Raw genomic sequence first — 18,378 nt, 5'->3', positions numbered from 1 at the left:
GCGGCAGGCCCGGCGGCCTTGCCCTACGGTTTTCCCGGAAGACCCCTTTCTTCAGTTTTCTTCTGCTTGCTTCTGTTTTCTTCTGTCTTCCCTGGAAGACCCCTCATGCACGGGAGCCGGGTGGTGCCGGGTGGTGAGCGAGGACGACGACCGGTGGCGGACGCTGCTGGAAGCGCTGCTGGAGGCGCTGCCCGCGGGCGCCGCCGTGCAGGGCCCGGACGACCGGGTGCTCGCGGCCAACCGGAGGTTCACCCGCATGTTCGGCGCCGGGGTCCGGGCCGGCGAGGTCCCGGCCCGCCACCACGTCCACCGGACGGCCGAACTCCCCCTCCCCGACGGCCGCACCGTCCGCCGCGTGATCGAACCGCTCCGCCACGAGGGCGCCTACCTGGGCGCCCTGTGGACGTACGAGGACGTCACCGAGCGCAAGCGGCGCGAGCGGGACCTGCAGCGCGACAACGTGGCCCTCACCGAGCTGGCCCGGCAGCGCAACGCCTTCACGGCCGCCGCCTCCCACGAGCTGCGCACGCCCCTCACCTCCGTGATCAGCTTCTGCGAGCTGCTCACCGACCCCTCCTTCGGCACCCTCACCGACGAGCAGTCCTCCTTCCTGGACGCCATCCGGCGCAACGCCGACCGCATGCAGCGGGTGATCGCCGACCTGCTGCTGACCACCCGGATGCGGGCCACCGCCGGCCTGGAGCTGGAATTCGGCGACGTGGAGGTGGACCGGATGCTCCAGGACGCCGTCCTCGACCGGATGAGCACGACGCAGGAGGCGGGATTGTTCACCGTTGTGGAGTGCACCCCCGGGCCCGTCCTGCGCGGCGACCGGCACCGGTTGCGACACGTCCTGACCAATCTTCTGGAGAATGCCGCGAAATACACCCCCGCGGGTGGCCGGATCTCGGTCACGGCGGCGCCGCGCGGCGAGTTCTGGGAGATCGAAGTCGCCGATACCGGAATCGGCGTACCGGAGGAATTCCGGGAGGAGATCTTCAATGGTTTCGTACGGGCACCGAACGCACGTACGGGCGAATATCCCGGCACCGGTCTCGGCCTCGCCATCAGCCGCGCCATCGTCCGGCTGCACGACGGGACGATCACTGTCGGCGAGACGGCGGACGGGGGCGCGGCCTTCCTGATCCGGCTGCCGGTCGCGGGACCGGGCGAGCCCCCGCGCGAGGAGGCCGCCGGATGACCCGCGTGCTCGTCGTCGAGGACGACCCCGACCTCTCCCTCGCCCTGCGCACCCTCCTCACCCGCGCCGGCTACGAGGTCGCCCACGCCGGCAACGGCCGCGACGGGCTGCGGCTGCTGTTCGCCGAGCGCCCCGCCCTCATGCTCCTGGACATCGGGCTGCCGCAGCTCAACGGCTGGGAGGTGCTGGAGCGCACCCGGGACCTCAGCGACCTGCCCGTCCTGCTGCTCACCGCCCGCGGCGCCGAGACCGACCGGGTCCGCGGCCTGCGCGCCGGCGCCGACGACTACCTGCCCAAGCCCTTCGGCAACGACGAGCTGCTCGCCCGCGTCGAGGCGCTGCTGCGCCGCACCGCGCCCACCCGCTGGGCCGGCGACTCCTTCGACGACGGGCTGCGGCTCGTGCCCGAGCGGCGCTCGGCGGTCTGGCAGGGGCACGAGGCCCGGCTCAGCGACATCGAGTACCGGCTGCTGCAGGTGCTCGTCCGCAACCGGGGCCGGGTGATCACCACCGACCAGTTGCTCGACCGGGTGTGGGACGACCCCGAGGGCACCGGCCGCGAGCGGGTGAAGTTCGCCGTCCTGCGGCTGCGGCGCAAGCTCCGGCAGGCCGCCGGCGACGAGGCCGCGGACCCGCTGGAGGCCGTACGGGGCCTGGGCTATCGCTACCGGGCCGACGGCGGGGACGAAGGCCCCGCCCCGGACGAGGACGAAAGTCCCTTCTAGCCCCTTTTCCGCCCCGATTCCGGTTTCGCAACCGTCGGGCAACCGAAGGCACCCCGGGGGTGCAACCGAGGCACCGCAAGGTCGTGAGCTGTCAGCAGCCCGTCGGCCCCAGGAGTCACCTCGTGCAGTCCCTGCCCGCCCGTAGCGTCGCCGTCGTCCTCGGCACCCGCCCCGAGCTGGTCAAGCTCACCGACCTCGTACGCCTCCTGGGCCCCGCCGCCCACCTGGTGCACACCGGTCAGCACTACGACGAGGAGCTGTCCGGCCGCTTCCTGACCGAGCTGGGGCTGCCCGAGCCGACGTTCCTGACCGGGGTCGGCGGACAGCCGCGCGCCGTCCAGATCTCCAGCGCCCTCGCCCAGCTCGACGACCTCTTCGCCGCCGAGCCGCCGCTCGCCGTCGTCGTCCAGGGCGACACCAACGCGGCCCTCGCCGGCGCGCTCGCCGCGAACGCCCGCGGCATCCCGCTGCTGCACGTCGAGGCCGGCCTGCGCAGCCACGACCGCAACATGCCCGAGGAGCACAACCGCGTCCTCATCGACCGCATCGCGGACGTCCTGTGCGCCGCCACCGAGGACAACCGCGCCAACCTCCTCGCGGAGGGCGTCGACGACGCCCGCATCGCCGTCACCGGCAACACGGTGGTGGAGGCGGTGCACGGCCAGCTGCCGCCCGCGGCCGAGCGCGCGGAGCTGCTGCGCCTGCACGGCCTGACCGCCGACTCGTACGTCCTGGCCACGGTCCACCGCCCCGAGAACACCGACTCCCCCGAGGCCCTGCGCGCCGTCTTCACCGAGCTCGCCGCGCTCGTGGCCGACGGCCGGCCGGTCGTCGTGCCGCTGCACCCGCGGACCCGGGCCCGCCTCGAAGCCGCCGGCCTGGAGGGCCTGCTGGCCGGCCTGACCGTCACCCGCCCGCTCGGCTACGGCGAGTTCCTCGCCCTGGCCCGGCACGCGGCGCTGCTCGTCTCCGACTCGGGCGGCATCCAGGAGGAGTGCACGGTGCTCGGCCGGCCGCTGGTCGTCGTGCGGCGCTCCACGGAGCGGCCGGAGGCGATGGCGGACTTCGCGGACCTGGTGGAGCCGGGGGCGGAGATCGGGCGGATCGCCCGGCGACGCCTGGCCGAGGGCCCGGAGGGCCTGTCCCGCCTGTCGGCCCTGCCGAGCCCGTTCGGCGACGGCCTGGCGTCGGACCGCATCGTGACGCTGCTGACGGCGATCGCCGCGCCGCAGGAACTGGCCGCGGCCGCGTAGGGGTCTCTCCCCCACCCCGCCCCTTCCCGTAACCGGGGCTCCGCCCCGGACCCCGTATCGCGCTGAACGCGCTCGTCCTCAATCGCCGGACGGGCTGAAATGCGCGGGGTCCGGGCGCAGCCCGGGAAACGCCTCTCCCCCGCCGCAACGGCGAACAACCCCCACGCACGTGACCGGCGGTGCCGTACCCGCCGAAGCCCCCCGGAGCAAAACCCGTGTTCTCCAGCCCCTTCCTCCTCGCCTTCCCCTTCTTCCTCCTCGCCTGCTTCCTCCTCTACTGGGCCGGCGCCCGCCACGCCTACCTCCGCCGCCCCGAGGCGGAGAACGGCGACGCCGACGCCTTCGACTGGCACTTCTTCGTCCCGTGCCGGGACGAGGAGGCAGTCGTCGGCACCACCGTCGAGCGCCTGCGCGCCGACCACCCCCGCGCCCACGTGTGGGTCATCGACGACGACAGCGACGACCGCACCGGCGCCATCGTCGCCGCGCTCGCCGAGACGGACCGCCGCGTGCACCTCGTCAGCCGGGTCCGTCCCAACGCCCGCCAGGGCAAGGGCGCCGCGCTCAACGCCGCGTACGACGAGCTGAACCAGTTCCTCTCCAAGGACGCCGACCGCGAGCGCGTCGTCGTGTGCGTCATCGACGCCGACGGCCAGCTCGACCCGCACGCGCTGGAGCGCGTGAGCGGCCCTGCCGGCTTCGGCGACCCGGAGACCGGTGGCGTGCAGGTCAGCGTGCGCATGCGCAACGCCGGCGACCCCCGCCCGCTCGGCGAGGACCACGGCCGCCTCCGCAACGCCTTCGCCCGTCTCCTCGTCCGCATGCAGGACATGGAGTTCTCCGTCTCCAACGCCGGCATGCAGCTGCTGCGCGGCCGCACCGGCTCCGTGGGCCTCGGCGGCAACGGCCAGTTCACCCGGCTCGCCGCGCTGGACCGGATCGCCGCCGCCGAGCGCCGCCCGTGGCAGCGCGGTGCGCTCCTGGAGGACTACGAGCTGGGCCTGCACATGATCCTGGGCGGTGACCGGATATCCCACATAGCCGACACCTGGGTCTCCCAGGAGGGCCTGCCGCACGCCCGCCGCTTCCTCACCCAGCGCACCCGCTGGGCGCAGGGCAACCTGCAGTGCGTCCGCTACGCGCCGCGCATCGTCTCCTCGCGCCACTACGGCGGCAAGGGCGTCCTGGAGACGCTCTACACCTTCCTCCAGCCGGTCGCCCACCTGGTGACCCTCGCGCTGTGCGCGGTCATGTTCGCCCTGCTGGGCCTGACCGCGGCCGAGGACGGCTTCGGTGCCGCGTTCGGCGGCATGCTCGCGTTGTGGCCGCTGGTGCTGGGCCTGGCCGTGGTCTCCGTGCTGCCGTTCGTGCTGTGGGGCCCGGTCTACCGCCGGGACCGCGCCTCCGGCAGCTCGCTGCTGTCCGCCCTGCTGTGGGGCCTCGCGCTGTGGCTGTACGCGTACCACCTCTTCCCGGCGTCGGCGCGCGGCTTCGTGCGGATGCTGCGCGGCCGCAACGGCTGGGCGAAGACGCGGCGCAACGCCGAGGTGGTCACGTCGGGCCCGGTCGCGATCGAGAGCTGATCGTGAGCTGACGTCATGTCACGTCATGCCACATCGCACCACGGCACGCAAACCATGAGCCGGGTCACATTTTCCGGCCCCGGAGCAACCTCCGCCCCCGTTCGGCCATCTGACCCCTGGTGACACATGTCCGGAGCAGGACCGGGCAGCGGAACGGGAGCGTTGTGCGGGTGCGGGTACCGGAAATCAGCACACGGATGCACTTGCTGCTGCTCACGGCGTGGACCGTGCTGTGGTTCGCCGTCGTGGAACCCAACGGCGGCTTCTCCTGGCACTACCTGCGCACCGGCGGCGAGCTGATCTACCAGGGCGCGGCGGGCGACGGGACCGGCGGGCTCAACCTCTACGCCCACCACCCCGAGCTGCAGATGGGCCCCATCAGCTTCCTGGTGGCGGGCCTGTTCAACCCGTTCTCCGAGCACACGGGCCAGTTCCTGGCGGCGGCGTTCATGTCCGTGCTGGGCCTGGTCATCATGGTGCTCGCGGGGCGCAGCGCCGCCATGCACTTCCTCGGCACGGGCACCAACCACGACCGGCTGCGGCGTCGCGTGCTGATCGCGGGGCTGGCGTTCATCCCGATGTGGATCGAGGTGTCGGTCCGGTTCGGGCACCTGGACGACGTCCTGGCGCTGTTCTTCACGGCGCTGGCGGTCTGGTTCCTCACCCGCTGCAACCCGGCTGCCGTCGGCGCCTGCCTGGCCCTGGCCATGGACTCCAAGCCGACGGCCCTCGCCTTCGTGCCGCTGATCCTCGCCCTGCCCCGCGACCGCTGGATGCGGGCGGTCCTGTGGTGCGCGGCGCTGCTGGCCGTCGCCTGGCTGCCGTTCTTCCTCGCGGCCCCGGACTCCTTCGCCGCCGCGAAGTTCACCATCCCCAACAGCCCGGCCTCCGCCCTGCGCTGGCTGGGCGGCAACACCCCCGTGACCCCCGACTGGGCCCGCCCCGCCCAGGCCGCCCTCGGCCTCACCCTGGGCGCGATCGCGGTGTGGCGGGGCCGCTGGGCCGGGGTCGTCCTGCTGGGCGCGAACGCCCGCATCCTCCTCGACCCGAGCGTCTACACGTACTACACGGCGTCGGTGCTGCTCGGCACGCTGCTGTGGGACGTGTGCGGGCAGCGGCGCCTCGTGCCGTGGTGGAGCTGGATCGCACTGATCGTGCTGTACGGCAGCGTGTTCGCCGTACCGGACGAGTCGGCCAAGGGCCTGATCCGGCTCGGATTCGTGGCGGTGTCGACGACGTACGTACTGTTCTGGCCGCAGCACCGGCGGAAACGGCGCCGCCGCCCGGCCCAGGAGGAAGAGGCCCTCGTGGAGGGGCCGTGGGGACCGATGTGGGACCCGAACCGATCAAGGCCGTGGGCAGCCCGTTAGGCGCTGCAGCGCCCCATAAGGGGCGCGGGGCGGTGTCAATCTGCGGCTCCGCCGCGTGGGCGCGACAAGCCCCCACCGGCCCGCAGCCGACATGCAAACGGCCCCCTGCGCCTCATGGCACAGGGGGCCGCTCAATGCCCGAAGGGCAAGGGCTCAGCCCTGAGGCAGCCCCGCCAGCTGCGCGCTGAGCCGCTCAATATCAGCGTCGGCCGTCTCCAGCCGCTTACGGATCTTCTCCACGGCGGCCTCCGCCGCCTTGGCCAGGAACGCCTCGTTGCCGAGCTTGGCCGTGGACTGGGCCTTGTCCTTCTCGGCCGCGGCGAGCGCCTTGGTGAGGCGCTTGCGCTCGGCCTCGACGTCGATCGTGCCGGACAGGTCGAGGGCGACGGTCGCGCCCGCGACCGGCAGCGAGGCGGTCGCGGCGAAGCCCTCGCCGGCCGGCTGCAGGCGCAGCAGCGAACGCATCGCGTCCTCGTGGGCGGCCAGCGCCGTGCCGGTCAGGTCGAGGCGGGCCGGGACCTTCTGGCCCGGCTGCAGGCCCTGGTCGGAGCGGAAGCGGCGGACCTCGGTGACGACCTGCTGGAGCGTGGCGATCTCCTGCTCGGCGGCCGCGTCGCGGAAGCCGCTGTCCTTCGGCCAGTCGGCGATGACGATCGACTCCTTGCCGGTGAGCGTGGTCCACAGCGTCTCGGTGACGAAGGGCACGACCGGGTGCAGGAGCTTGAGGGTGACGTCGAGGACCTCGCCCAGGACGCGGCGCGAGGCTTCGGCCTCGGGGCCGCCCTTCTGGAACGTGGTCTTGGACAGCTCGACGTACCAGTCGAAGACCTCGTCCCACGCGAAGTGGAACAGCGCGTCGGAGAGCTTCGCGAACTGGTAGTCGTCGTAGAGCGCGTCCACCTCGGCGACGACGGCGTTGAGGCGCGAGAGGATCCAGCGGTCGGTGGCCGACAGCTGCTCGGCGGGCGGCAGGTCGCCCTCCACCGTGGCGCCGTTCATCATCGCGAAGCGCGTCGCGTTCCAGATCTTGTTCGCGAAGTTGCGCGAGCCCTGGACCCAGTCCTCGCCGATCGGCACGTCGACGCCGGGGTTGGCGCCGCGCGCGAGGGTGAAGCGGACGGCGTCGGAGCCGTACTTGTCCATCCAGTCGAGCGGGTTGACCGCGTTGCCGAAGGACTTCGACATCTTCTTGCCGAACTGGTCGCGGACCATGCCGTGCAGGGCGATGGTGTGGAACGGCGGGGTGCCGTCCATCGCGTACAGGCCGAACATCATCATCCGGACGACCCAGAAGAAGAGGATGTCGTAGCCGGTGACGAGGACGGAGTTCGGATAGAACTTCTCGACGCTCTCGGTCTTCTCGGGCCAGCCGAGGGTGGAGAACGGCCACAGGCCGGAGGAGAACCAGGTGTCGAGGACGTCGGTCTCCTGGTGCCAGCCCTCGCCGGCCGGCGGCTGCTCGTCCGGGCCGACGCAGACCATCTCGCCGTCCGGGCCGTACCAGACCGGGATGCGGTGGCCCCACCACAGCTGGCGCGAGATGCACCAGTCGTGGAGGTTGTCGACCCAGTCGAAGTAGCGCTTCGACATCTCCTCGGGGTGGATCTTGACCTTGCCGTCGCGGACGGCGTCGGCGGCGTTCTTGGCCAGCGGGGCGGTCTTGACCCACCACTGCATGGACTGGCGCGGCTCCAGCGTCGTCTTGCAGCGGGAGCAGTGGCCCACGGAGTGGGTGTACGGCCGCTTCTCGGCGACGATGCGGCCCTCGGCGCGCAGGGCGCCGACGATGGTGGAGCGGGCCTCGAAGCGGTCCAGGCCGAGGAAGGGCCCGTGGACGGTGATGACGCCGTGCTCGTCGAGAACGGTGAGCGACGGCAGGTCGTGGCGTCGCCCGATCTCGAAGTCGTTCGGGTCGTGGGCCGGGGTGACCTTGACGGCACCCGTGCCGAACTCGGGGTCGACGTGCTCGTCGGCGACGACGGGGATGCGGCGGCCGGTCAGCGGCAGCTCGATCTCGGTGCCGATGAGGTGCTGGTAGCGCTCGTCCTCGGGGTGGACGGCCACGGCGGTGTCGCCGAGCATCGTCTCGGCGCGGGTCGTGGCGACGACGATGGAGGAGTCACCCTCGCCGTAGCGGATGGAGACGAGCTCGCCCTCGTCGTCCTGGTACTCCACCTCGATGTCGGAGATGGCCGTGAGACAGCGGGGGCACCAGTTGATGATGCGCTCGGCGCGGTAGATCAGCTCGTCGTCGTAGAGCTTCTTGAAGATCGTCTGGACTGCCTTGGACAGGCCCTCGTCCATGGTGAAGCGCTCGCGCGACCACGCAACGCCATCACCCAGACGGCGCATCTGGCCGGAGATCTGGCCGCCGGACTCGCCCTTCCACTGCCACACGCGCTCGACGAACGCCTCGCGGCCGAGGTCGTGGCGCGACTTGCCCTCCTTGGCCAGCTCGCGCTCGACCACGTTCTGCGTGGCGATGCCCGCGTGGTCCATGCCCGGCTGCCACAGGACCTCGTAGCCCTGCATGCGCTTGCGGCGCGTGAGGGAGTCGATCAGCGTGTGCTCGAAGGCGTGGCCCAGGTGGAGGGAACCGGTGACGTTCGGCGGCGGGATGACGATCGTGTAGGGCTCCTTCTCGCTCTTGGCGTCGGCCTCGAAGTAGCCCCGCTCTACCCAGCGCTCGTACAGCGGCCCCTCTACATCGGCCGGCGCGTACTGGGTCGGCAGGTCGGGGGTGCGGTCGGCGTGCCCGCTGTCGGGGCGCTGAGTGTTGTCGGTCACGGGATGAATTCTACGGGGGCACGCGCGGGGGTTTCGAACCCATTCCCGCGGGATCGGCAAGGATGACGCCCACGCAACGAGAGAAGCGGCGAGAGAACGATGAGCAAGCAGCAGGCCACCCTGTACGAGCCGCTCCCGGTGACGCCCCGGTCCTACGCCCGGCCGGGCGGCCCGAACGGCTACGGCGCAGCCGTGTGGCCACCGCCGGTCCCGGACCGGCGGGGCGCCGGCAGTGGCAGGGTCGTGGCCGGCGTGGTGATCGGTTCACTCATCCTGGTGTGCACACTTCTGGGCGGATTCCTGCTCCTCACGGGCGGCGGCAGCAAGGCGGCCGGCGGCGCGCGGTACCGGCTGACGGCCCCGGAGCGCGTGGCCGGCTTCCGGATGGACTCGCCGGTCGGCCGGACGTTCCGGACGGACCACCTGGAGCGGCTGCGGAGCCTGGGGGTACGGGACGCGGGCAGCGTCACGGCCGGCTACTCCTCGGCCCGCGGAAAGCTGATGTTCAGCGGCATCTGGGGCGAGGTGAGGGACCCCGAGCGGGCCGTGGACGGCATGTTCGAGGCGATGGCGGAGGACGCGCGACGGGAGCCGGTGCGGCGGGGCGCGCGGGAGGAGGTCATGGGCAGCCCGGAGCGGGTGAGCGTGGACGGTGCCGTCATGAAGTGCCAGCCGGTGAGCTTCACCCCGGCGGAGGGCGAGCCCGGCACGCCCCTGACCCTCCCGTACTGCGTCTGGGCGGACCACAGCACGCTGGGCGTCGTGGGCGCAGCCCTGGGAGAGCGGACGGAGATCGCGGCGGCGGCGGAGGCGGCGGGGATGCTACGGCGGGCGGCACGGGGGTGATTCGCCCGAAGTTGCCGCTCCTGTGCGGCAACTGTTCCGAAACCGTTGCCGCCCGGCGGTAAGTCCCCTGTAAGAGATCCGGAAGGATGGCAGGACTGTCACACGAGTCCCCCCACGGATCGAAGAGAGTCGCAATGAGCTACAACCAGCCGGGCCCCTACGGCCAACCGCCCCAGCAGCCGGGCCCGTACGGCCAGGGCGCCCCGGCCGGCCAGCCCGGTTACGGTTACCCGCCGCCGCCCCCGCCGCCCCCGGGCACGCCGTACGGCCAGCAGCCCCCGGCACCCCAGCAGCCCTGGGGCGTCCCCCAGCAGCCCCAGCCGGGCTACCCGGGCGGCCAGTACCCCCCGCCGGTCCCGCCCCAGAGCGGCGGCGGCAAGGGCAAGGCGATCGGCATCACGATCGGCGCGGTGGCGGTCGTGGGTGCGCTCATTGCGGGTGCGATGTACTTCATGGGCGGCGGCGGGGATGTGGCGCCGTACACGATCGTCCTGCCGGACAAGCTGCTGGACGGGAAGTACACGAAGGCGAGTGCGAGCGCGCCGGGTGCGAAGCAGACGGACACTCAGGACCTGACCGACAACAAGAACGCCAAGGAGTCCGGGATCTCCAACGGCACCGCCGTTTCAGGTCATTACCTCAACGCCGAGAAGGAGACGCTCGTAGTGTCGGGCGTGTACGGCGAACTCTCCGACCCGACGAAGACAGTCGACGCAATGATCGCGAAGAACGAAGAGAACCAGAAGCAGAGCACCGCGGGCGCGCAGGGACTCAAGATCGAGACGGTCACGCCCTGGACGGAGTTCTCGCCGAGCGGCTTCGACGGCGCGGTCATGAAGTGCACGACCAAGAAGGCCACGGTCAGCCTTGGCGCCATCTCGTCCACGAGCCAGGCCAGCACGTGCATCTGGGGCGACTCCAGCGCTGTCGGCTACGTCCGGCAGTCGGCTTCGCAAAGCAACAGCCCCTACGGAGGCGAGACGTCCAACGGTAAGGCTATGTCCGCCCAGGAGCTGGCCGAGGCGACCGCCAAGGTCCGCAACGAGGTCCGTAAGGACAAGTGAACCGTTGGGGCAGCATCAAAGGTGACTGAATAGCAACCTTTGATCGTTGGCCATGGCTGATAGCGTCGCCCACGAAAATGATCATGCCTGCCGAGCAAGCCGTTGAGGCTGTTCGGCAGGCTATGCATGCGTGAGGGAGACGACATCGTGCGTAAGTTGGCGCAGCGAGTGGCAGTTACTGCAGGGCTGGTCCTGGCAGCGGGCACTCTTCAGCTCTCAACATCCACTTCGGCACAGGCCACCCCTGCCCAGTGCACGTCGTATCTGAAGTCATACGGCTACAACGTCGGCCCCAAGGTGAAGCAGGCGTGCCAGGCTGCCGCAAACGACTGGTGGGAGAACACGAATGTTCTTGGAGGCCCCTGCCAGCTGGCCCTGACGACTCTCGGAGTCAACTATGACCGGGCCACCTTTGCTTGCGAATACCACTGATGCCTCTCCGCAACCTTTATCAGACCCAGCCTGGCCACAGGTCTAAGCGCGCTCAACACCACCAAGGCCGCCGCGCACCCCTACAGGGTTCGCAGCGGCCTTTGGTCTCTACATCACCTGCCCCACCTACTGGCGGTGTTGGCGGCCTGAACCTTGGCGCTGAGGAGCTCGGCCTCGGTTGCGAGTCGGACCGCGTCGGGGTCAGCTTCCCAGTCGCCCCCGCCGGAGGGCGCACGCAGCAGGAGCTGCGACCCGCCGTTGCGCATGACTTGTCCGACACTGCCGTCCCGCTTGTCCACGACGAACGAACCGATGGCGGGGAGCGGTTGGTGCGCCCGTTCGGAACAGGTGCAGATGCCCAGCGGGGAACTGGACTGAAGGTTGACGCCGTGGGCGGTGGCCCATACGTAGACGCCACAGGTGGGGCCCTGTGAGGTGCGGGGTTCAGGTTCGGCGGCGCGAGGCTCGGGAACAGGCGGCGATTCGGGGGCGGAAATCTGCCGTTCACGGCGGAACCAGCGGCGGATAAGGTTGCGCATGTCGACGCTCCTTTACGGCGTTGACCATGCCCCGGGGTCGCGTCAGCGACCGCCGGGGTCCTTTACGTGCAAGACCTTAGCGTAGCCATGCTATAGCACGCTGGAACATGGAATATCTCGACTAGGACGCCATGGTGTACGTAGCGTGGTCAAGTGATCGAATTCGCTCCCGACATCCCGCGCTGGCGCCAGGTGGCCGATGTAATCCGGCAACGCATCAAGGACGGCACCTACGGCCCTCGATCACGCGTGCCGTCCGTCGTCCAGCTCACCGAAGAGTTCGGCATCGCGAGCGTGACGGCCCAGAAGGTGCACCGAGCACTCCGCTCGGAGGGGCTGATCTACACCGAGCCGGGAATGGGCTCGTTCGTCACCCCGCAGCCGTAGATCGCACGGGAGGGGCCGGGGTGGTCCTGGCCCGGCAAGGGGCGTAAAGCGTGATTTGCGGAAACGCTCCGGGTTCGCCCAACGTGCGACAGAGTCCGTAAATCATGCAGCCCCGTAGGGCCTGGACCACCCCGGCCCCGGCCCCAGTCCCGCGCCATCACGCACCCGCAAGCACGGCGAACCCGCTACCGTGGGCCCGGCGAGCAGTCGACGCGTGGAGGACTCATGAGCACCCAACCGTGGACCATCGAACGCATCCACGACGCCCTCGGCAATCCCACACTCGCCCAGCGCTTCCTCAGCGAAATCAACAAGGCGCCCGCGCACGACGTCCTTGCCGTGTTCGCCAAGTGGCAGGGCATCGCCGATCGCACTCTCGCGTCGGTGCAGCGTGGGCGCGAAGCCGCAGCCGCCCAGGAATCCGGCGGCGACGTCCCCGGTCAGTGGACCGACGTCACCGACCGCGTCTTGCGGGAAGCCGACCGAATCCAGGCACGCGGCGCCGCCTGACCTGACACGCTGGGCCCGTGTACGCCCTCCACTGCAACGCCACGAACCAGGCGGTCTGGGACTCTTTGCCCCAGCCCGTCAGCGAACGACTCACCCTCGCCCTCGCCGCGGCCTGCGCCGACCCGATCGCCGCCACAGAGCCCTACGACGAAGACGACGGGATCATGCGCACCCTCGTCCTCAGCGACCTGTTCGTCGTCCTCTATCTCGGCCACCAGACGAAGACACTGCACATCTTCCAGATCGACTACCTCGGCTGATACGGCGTCACCACATCAGGGCACTCTCGACGTCGCTCTGCCAGTACGTCACCGCCGCCTTGCTGTCGACCCACGTGCCCTCGGGGAGCGTCACCGTGCGCGCCCGGCTCTCCGTGCCGTCGCCCTCGTCGAAGCTCACGCGCAGGACGCTCGCGTAGCGCCCGTCCGTGCCGGATCCGTCGGCGGCGGACAGGTTGATGCCGGCGTAGGCGGACTGGCCCGGCTCCAGGGTGACGACGGCCTGCGGTATCGAGTCGTCCACGACCGGCACCACGTGCTGCGCGGCGTCGAAGGCCAGGTGCGGGTGGCCGTAGGCGAAGCACGGCTCGGAGCTGGTGTTGGTGGTCGTGAGCAGCTGGTGGTTGATCGGGCGGGGCACGTTCTGCACCGTGGTCTTGGTGTTGGTGAGCGAGCAGGCCGGGATCGGCGCCGGCTCCGCGGCCTGCGCCTGGGCGGTCGTGGCGGCGGTGCCGGCGAGGAGCGCGGCCGCGAGGGCGAGGCCGGTGACGGTGAGGCGGGCGGTACGCATACGGGTGTCTCCAATGGTTACGGATCGCCTCCCGGGGCGGGATTGCCCGGGGCGTGCCGCCAGCCTCTCCGCGGATCTTCGCCGCCCACAAGGCCCCACCGCGCCATCCGGGACACCGGAACGCTCTCACTCCACCTGACCTGCGGAAACACCGCTCTCCTGGAATGCCGCAGCGGGACGCACCGGGGCTCCTCAGCCGCCGGACCGATCCCACTCGGCCGCGCTCGCCAGCGCCTCCAGGACCCCCACCGCCTCCTCCGCCCGCTCGTACGGGACGAAGAGGTGGTCGTGGTGGAACCCCGCCACGACGTTGCAGCTGAGGTCGGCCTGGGCCAGGGCCTGGGATACCGCCGCGGTCAGTCCTACCGCCTCCAGCGCCGAGTGGATCCGCAGCGTGATCCAGCCCGCCACGTAGCCGTACGACAGGCCCGCCGCGTCGGCCTCCTCCTGGCGTACGACGAGGGTCAGACCCTCCGGTTCGCGCACCGTCACCACGGGGGCGACGCCCGCAGGCGGCTCCCCCTCCACCGTCGCGTAGACGTACCGGCCGGCGTTCAGCTCCGGCCGCATTCCGCTCAGCAGCTTGCTCAGATCACGTTCTCCTGCCATGCCCGCCACCCTACGTACGAGCATGCACGGACACGCGAAAGGGCGCCCGGCACTCGTCCGGACGCCCTCCTCCACGCTACCGCTCAGCTCTCCTCGGCGAAGACCTCATCGATCGTGGACGCGGTGAGAGCGCGGTCCATCCAGCGCTCCAGGACGTCCAGGTCGGTGCAGCTCGTGATGCGCTCGCGGGCCGCCTCCGGCATGAAGATTTCCCGGTGATCGAGTACGCGCAGCACCATTGCCGACGACGCAGCTGCCCGGCCCTTGGCCTCACCCTTCAGGAGCGTCTCCTCGATGAGCGTGCCCCGGCCAGGGAAGTACGTGCGGATGGTCATCAGATTCCTCCAGGTCTCCCTCGCCGGGGTTTCTCCCAGGCCGATTTCCAGCAGTTCCGAGTAGTACGCGACGGACTCTTCGTCTACCGTCCCCAGGGCACGCGCCAGCGCGTCCAGTATGGCCGGAGCATCCTGGTCTCGCCCATGCGTCATGGCCGAGAAGGTCGCCATGGCCAGGTTCTGGGCGGCTTCCTCTTCGTCGATGATCGGCGGGACGTTTCCGGGCCCCAGAACCAGAGGGTGCACGGACAGCGCTTTCCAGCCCTCGGGTCCGAGCTTGAAAGGGCCTGCCGCCCATTCGGCGGTCGCCTTGTCCTGGCAGACCACGAGCAGCAGTGCCGGGTGCCCGTACTTGGCCTTGAGAAACGCGAGGTAGTAAGCCCAACTGACCGCCTTGTCGCTGTCGCGGCGCCCTTGTGCCTCGATGGCCAGCAGAAAGCTCTTACTACTGTCACGTGGCTGGATACGCAGCACGCTGTCCACGCGCCGCTCCAGTGGTCTGATCTCTGTGGCGTCCGGCGAGAGCACTTCGACGGACACCTCCTCCGGCAGGGGAACGCCCAGGATCCGGAACACCGGCGCGAGTAACTCCGGCCGTTCCTGGAAGATCCGGTGCGATGCCTCGTGGTTCGCTGTCACCATGATCCGACCGTAGGGACACCAGCCCGATCACGTCCGGCGCTCCAAACCCGGCCACCCGTTCGAGCATCGGGCTGTTCACCAGTTCTACGAACCCGCAAACAGCAAAAAGGGGCACCCGGCAAACCGCCGGGCACCCCTCCCCCACAAGCTCAGCGCAGCGCGCTACGCGCTCTTCTCGTGCCGCTCGTCCTTCCCCACGATCCGCGGCTCGCGCGGGACCAGCGTGGGGTTGACGTTCGAGTGGACGACGTCCGCGGTGATGACGACCCGCGCGACGTCCTTGCGCGACGGGACCTCGTACATCACGGACATGAGGACTTCCTCCATGATGGCGCGGAGGCCGCGCGCGCCCGTGCCGCGCAGGATCGCCTGGTCGGCGATGGCCTCCAGGGCCGGGCGGTCGAATTCGAGCTCGACGCCGTCGAGTTCGAACAGCCGCTGGTACTGCTTGACCAGGGCGTTGCGCGGCTCGACGAGGATCTGGAGGAGCGCCTCGCGGTCGAGGTTGTGCACCGAAGTAATCACCGGCAGGCGGCCGATGAACTCCGGGATCATGCCGAACTTGACCAGGTCCTCCGGCATGACCTCCTGGAACTGGTCGCTGGCCTCGATCTCCCGCTTGGAGCGGATCGTGGCGCCGAAGCCGATGCCCTTCGCGCCCGCCCGCGACTCGATGATCTTCTCCAGGCCGGAGAAGGCGCCGCCGACGATGAAGAGCACGTTCGTCGTGTCGATCTGGATGAATTCCTGGTGCGGGTGCTTGCGGCCGCCCTGCGGCGGAACGGACGCGGTGGTGCCTTCCAGGATCTTCAGCAGGGCCTGCTGGACGCCCTCGCCCGACACGTCCCGTGTGATCGACGGATTTTCGCTCTTACGGGCGACCTTGTCGATCTCATCGATGTAGATGATGCCGGTCTCGGCCTTCTTGACGTCGTAGTCGGCGGCCTGGATCAGCTTCAGCAGGATGTTCTCGACGTCCTCGCCGACGTAGCCGGCCTCCGTCAGGGCGGTGGCGTCGGCGATGGCGAAGGGGACGTTCAGCATGCGGGCCAGGGTCTGGGCCAGCAGCGTCTTGCCGGAGCCCGTGGGGCCCAGCAGGAGGATGTTGGACTTGGCGAGCTCGATGCCGTCGTCGCGGTTGTGCGCGCCGGTCTCACCGGCCTGCACCCGCTTGTAGTGGTTGTAGACGGCGACGGAGAGGGCCTTTTTCGCGGCTTCCTGGCCGACGACATAGCCCTCGAGGAACTCGTAGATTTCGCGGGGCTTGGGAAGCTCTTCCCAGCGGACCTCGCTCGTCTCCGCGAGCTCTTCCTCGATGATCTCGTTGCAGAGGTCGATGCACTCGTCGCAGATGTACACACCAGGACCCGCGATGAGCTTCTTCACCTGCTTCTGGCTCTTGCCGCAGAACGAGCACTTGAGCAGATCGCCGCCGTCACCGATGCGTGCCACGAGGTGCTTCCCCTTCGCCTGGGATCCGCCTTGCACTGCGAACCCGGGTGCTTGCCTATCGACGGTACCTTGCCGGGCCCCCCGAGCGGGCCCCCCTTGCCCTTACTCGGTCAGCGCAAGGGGGATACCAGCGGCACGGCGATCAAACGTTTACGGAACTCTTGCGGGTAGAAACGATCTGGTCGACCAGGCCGTAGGCGAGCGCGTCCTCGGCAGTGAGGATCTTGTCGCGCTCGATGTCGTCCCGGATCTTCTCGATCGGCTGGGTGGAGTGCTTGGCCAGCATCTCCTCCAGCTGGGTGCGCATCCGCATGATCTCCTTCGCGGCGATCTCCAGGTCGGAGAGCTGCTCGCGGCCCGTCTGGCTGGAGGGCTGGTGGATCAGCACGCGGGCGTTGGGCAGCGCCATGCGCTTGCCCGGGGTGCCGGCCGCGAGCAGGATCGCGGCGGCGGAGGCGGCCTGGCCCATGCAGACCGTCTGGATGTCCGGCTTCACGAACTGCATCGTGTCGTAGATGGCCGTGAGGGCCGTGAACGAGCCGCCGGGGCTGTTGATGTAGATCGAGATGTCGCGGTCCGGGTCCATCGACTCCAGGCACAGCAGCTGCGCCATGACGTCGTTGGCGGAGGCGTCGTCGATCTGCACGCCCAGGAAGATCACGCGCTCTTCGAAGAGCTTCGCGTACGGGTCGTACTCGCGGACGCCCTGCGAGGTGCGCTCGACGAAGCGCGGGACGACGTAGCGGGAGTCAACCTGCGGGCCGGTGTACAGGCCGCTCGGGGACGAGATGTTCATGCGGGTTTTCACCATCCTGGTGGCGGTCGGTGGGCCGGGAGGCAGCCTCCCCGGCCCGGATGCGGGCTGTCTGGCGGTTCGTACTGCGCCGGGGCGTCAGGCCCCGGTGCCGCCGCCGCCCGGAACGCCGGAAGCGTGGGTGATGATCTCGTCGATGATCCCGTACTCCTTGGCCTCGTCCGCGGTGAACCAGCGGTCGCGGTCACCGTCACGGATGATCGTGTCCACGGTCTGGCCGGTGTGGAGCGCGGTGATCTCGGCCATGCGCTTCTTGGTGCGCAGCAGCTGCTCGGCCTGGATCTTGATGTCCGAGGCGGTGCCGCCGAGGCCCGCGGACCCCTGGTGCATGAGGATGTCGGTGTTGGGCAGCGCGAAGCGCTTGCCCGGGGTGCCGCCGGTCAGCAGGAACTGGCCCATCGAGGCCGCGAGGCCCATGCCGATGGTGACCACGTCGTTCGGGATGTACTGCATGGTGTCGTAGACCGCCATGCCGGCCGTCACCGAGCCGCCGGGGCTGTTGATGTAGAGGTAGATGTCCTTGTCCGGGTCGGCGGCCAGGAGGAGCATCTGCGCCGTGATCTTGTTGGCGATGTCGTCGTCGACCTGCTGGCCGAGGAAGATGATCCGCTCCCCGAGCAGCCGGTTGTAGACCTGGTCGCCGAGGCCACCACCGATGGCGATCTCACCGGCGGCGGAAGGCATCAGATTCGTCACGTATCCACCTGCTCGTCTCTGACGGCAACGGGCCGTCTCCGCGTCTTCTCCGGGGACCGGGGTCCGGCCGGCGCGGCCGGACTGCTTCCGGCGGTCGCCACGTGGTCCCCTGCCCTCGTATCTACGGACCCTAACGCGCTGTTCGGCGGCCGCCATCCCGCATCAGGAACTGTTCGCTCTGAGCGCAGGTTCGCTGTGACACCGGTGCGGGCTCAGCACGGGATCCGCAGGTCGCACAGGCGCGGGCAGCAGCCCCAGGGGACACGGACGGGCCCGGACGTGCGAACACGTCCGGACCCGTTCCGTAGCTGCCTCACGGGCGCCCTGCGGCGCCTGCGCGGGAG

General features: G+C 69.9%; 18 protein-coding genes. 10 read left to right on the top strand and 8 right to left on the bottom strand.

The window, feature by feature from the left end:
• The first annotated feature begins 133 nt into the window (after nt 1–133).
• From IF61_RS0112965 to IF61_RS0112945, 5 genes are all read left to right on the top strand, one after another.
• Nucleotides 134–1,201: a sensor histidine kinase gene (locus IF61_RS0112965; RefSeq protein ID WP_245684495.1), complete on the top strand. Its 1,068-nt coding sequence runs from the start codon at nt 134–136 to the stop codon at nt 1,199–1,201.
• On the top strand, nt 1,198–1,926 hold the full coding sequence (locus tag IF61_RS0112960) for a response regulator transcription factor (protein WP_052392664.1): 729 nt from the start codon (nt 1,198–1,200) through the stop codon (nt 1,924–1,926). The genes IF61_RS0112965 and IF61_RS0112960 overlap by 4 nt, the downstream gene beginning before the upstream one ends.
• 122 nt (nt 1,927–2,048) lie before the next feature.
• On the top strand, nt 2,049–3,179 hold the full coding sequence (gene wecB / locus IF61_RS0112955) for a non-hydrolyzing UDP-N-acetylglucosamine 2-epimerase (protein ID WP_030366489.1): 1,131 nt from the start codon (nt 2,049–2,051) through the stop codon (nt 3,177–3,179).
• Nucleotides 3,180–3,394: 215 nt separating this feature from the next.
• Nucleotides 3,395–4,762 carry an XrtP-associated glycosyltransferase gene (locus IF61_RS0112950; RefSeq protein WP_030366488.1) on the top strand — a complete coding sequence of 456 codons (1,368 nt, stop codon included), beginning with the start codon at nt 3,395–3,397 and terminating at the stop codon, nt 4,760–4,762.
• Nucleotides 4,763–4,959: 197 nt separating this feature from the next.
• Nucleotides 4,960–6,132: a hypothetical protein gene (locus IF61_RS0112945; protein ID WP_030366487.1), complete on the top strand. Its 1,173-nt coding sequence runs from the start codon at nt 4,960–4,962 to the stop codon at nt 6,130–6,132.
• Nucleotides 6,133–6,285: 153 nt separating this feature from the next.
• Here IF61_RS0112945 and IF61_RS0112940 read toward each other — a convergent pair whose 3' ends face one another.
• A complete protein-coding gene (locus tag IF61_RS0112940) occupies nt 6,286–8,919 on the bottom strand; it encodes a valine--tRNA ligase (RefSeq protein ID WP_030366486.1) in 2,634 nt (877 codons plus the stop codon).
• A 99-nt stretch (nt 8,920–9,018) separates the two neighbouring features.
• On the opposite strand from IF61_RS0112940, the gene IF61_RS0112935 reads away from it, so the two are divergent.
• Together IF61_RS0112935 and IF61_RS0112930 are read left to right on the top strand one after the other, a co-directional pair.
• The gene (locus tag IF61_RS0112935) at nt 9,019–9,765 is read left to right on the top strand and encodes a hypothetical protein (protein WP_030366485.1); all 747 of its coding nucleotides are present in this window, start codon (nt 9,019–9,021) and stop codon (nt 9,763–9,765) included.
• 134 nt (nt 9,766–9,899) lie between these two features.
• On the top strand, nt 9,900–10,829 hold the full coding sequence (locus tag IF61_RS0112930; RefSeq protein ID WP_030366484.1) for a hypothetical protein: 930 nt from the start codon (nt 9,900–9,902) through the stop codon (nt 10,827–10,829).
• Between the two features lie 545 nt (nt 10,830–11,374).
• On the opposite strand, the gene IF61_RS37575 is transcribed toward IF61_RS0112930, so the two are convergent.
• Nucleotides 11,375–11,800, bottom strand: coding sequence for a hypothetical protein (locus tag IF61_RS37575; protein WP_342667989.1), 426 nt, complete (start codon nt 11,798–11,800; stop codon nt 11,375–11,377).
• 153 nt (nt 11,801–11,953) lie between these two features.
• Here IF61_RS37575 and IF61_RS0112920 point away from each other — a divergent pair, with 153 nt between their 5' ends.
• From IF61_RS0112920 to IF61_RS0112910, 3 genes are all read left to right on the top strand, one after another.
• On the top strand, nt 11,954–12,187 hold the full coding sequence (locus IF61_RS0112920) for a GntR family transcriptional regulator (RefSeq protein ID WP_030366482.1): 234 nt from the start codon (nt 11,954–11,956) through the stop codon (nt 12,185–12,187).
• Between the two features lie 225 nt (nt 12,188–12,412).
• Nucleotides 12,413–12,697 (top strand): hypothetical protein, encoded by a 285-nt coding sequence (locus IF61_RS0112915; RefSeq protein WP_030366481.1) that lies wholly within the window; start codon nt 12,413–12,415, stop codon nt 12,695–12,697.
• Between the two features lie 17 nt (nt 12,698–12,714).
• Complete coding sequence (locus IF61_RS0112910) at nt 12,715–12,957, top strand: hypothetical protein (protein WP_030366480.1); 243 nt, start codon at nt 12,715–12,717, stop codon at nt 12,955–12,957.
• A gap of 7 nt (nt 12,958–12,964) precedes the next feature.
• Here the strand turns inward: IF61_RS0112910 and IF61_RS0112905 are convergent, their stop codons facing one another.
• The 6 genes from IF61_RS0112905 to IF61_RS0112880 form a co-directional block, all read right to left on the bottom strand.
• Nucleotides 12,965–13,486: a DUF4232 domain-containing protein gene (locus IF61_RS0112905; protein WP_030366479.1), complete on the bottom strand. Its 522-nt coding sequence runs from the start codon at nt 13,484–13,486 to the stop codon at nt 12,965–12,967.
• A 192-nt stretch (nt 13,487–13,678) separates the two neighbouring features.
• On the bottom strand, nt 13,679–14,095 hold the full coding sequence (locus IF61_RS0112900; RefSeq protein ID WP_030366478.1) for an ACT domain-containing protein: 417 nt from the start codon (nt 14,093–14,095) through the stop codon (nt 13,679–13,681).
• An 83-nt stretch (nt 14,096–14,178) separates the two neighbouring features.
• Nucleotides 14,179–15,072 carry a hypothetical protein gene (locus IF61_RS0112895; protein WP_030366477.1) on the bottom strand — a complete coding sequence of 298 codons (894 nt, stop codon included), beginning with the start codon at nt 15,070–15,072 and terminating at the stop codon, nt 14,179–14,181.
• A 162-nt stretch (nt 15,073–15,234) separates the two neighbouring features.
• Nucleotides 15,235–16,524: an ATP-dependent Clp protease ATP-binding subunit ClpX gene (gene clpX, locus IF61_RS0112890; RefSeq protein ID WP_030366476.1), complete on the bottom strand. Its 1,290-nt coding sequence runs from the start codon at nt 16,522–16,524 to the stop codon at nt 15,235–15,237.
• 142 nt (nt 16,525–16,666) lie between these two features.
• A complete protein-coding gene (locus IF61_RS0112885; RefSeq protein WP_374206189.1) occupies nt 16,667–17,335 on the bottom strand; it encodes an ATP-dependent Clp protease proteolytic subunit in 669 nt (222 codons plus the stop codon).
• Nucleotides 17,336–17,416: 81 nt separating this feature from the next.
• Nucleotides 17,417–18,022 carry an ATP-dependent Clp protease proteolytic subunit gene (locus IF61_RS0112880; RefSeq protein ID WP_030366474.1) on the bottom strand — a complete coding sequence of 202 codons (606 nt, stop codon included), beginning with the start codon at nt 18,020–18,022 and terminating at the stop codon, nt 17,417–17,419.
• Between the last annotated feature and the right edge of the window lie 356 nt (nt 18,023–18,378).

Origin of the sequence: Streptomyces roseoverticillatus (genome assembly GCF_000719265.1) — a bacterium.
In the GTDB taxonomy this organism is placed as follows: Bacteria; Actinomycetota; Actinomycetes; order Streptomycetales; family Streptomycetaceae; genus Streptomyces; species Streptomyces roseoverticillatus.
Note: the sequence above shows the minus strand (reverse complement) of the source record. Positions and strands in the feature narration are given on the sequence as shown.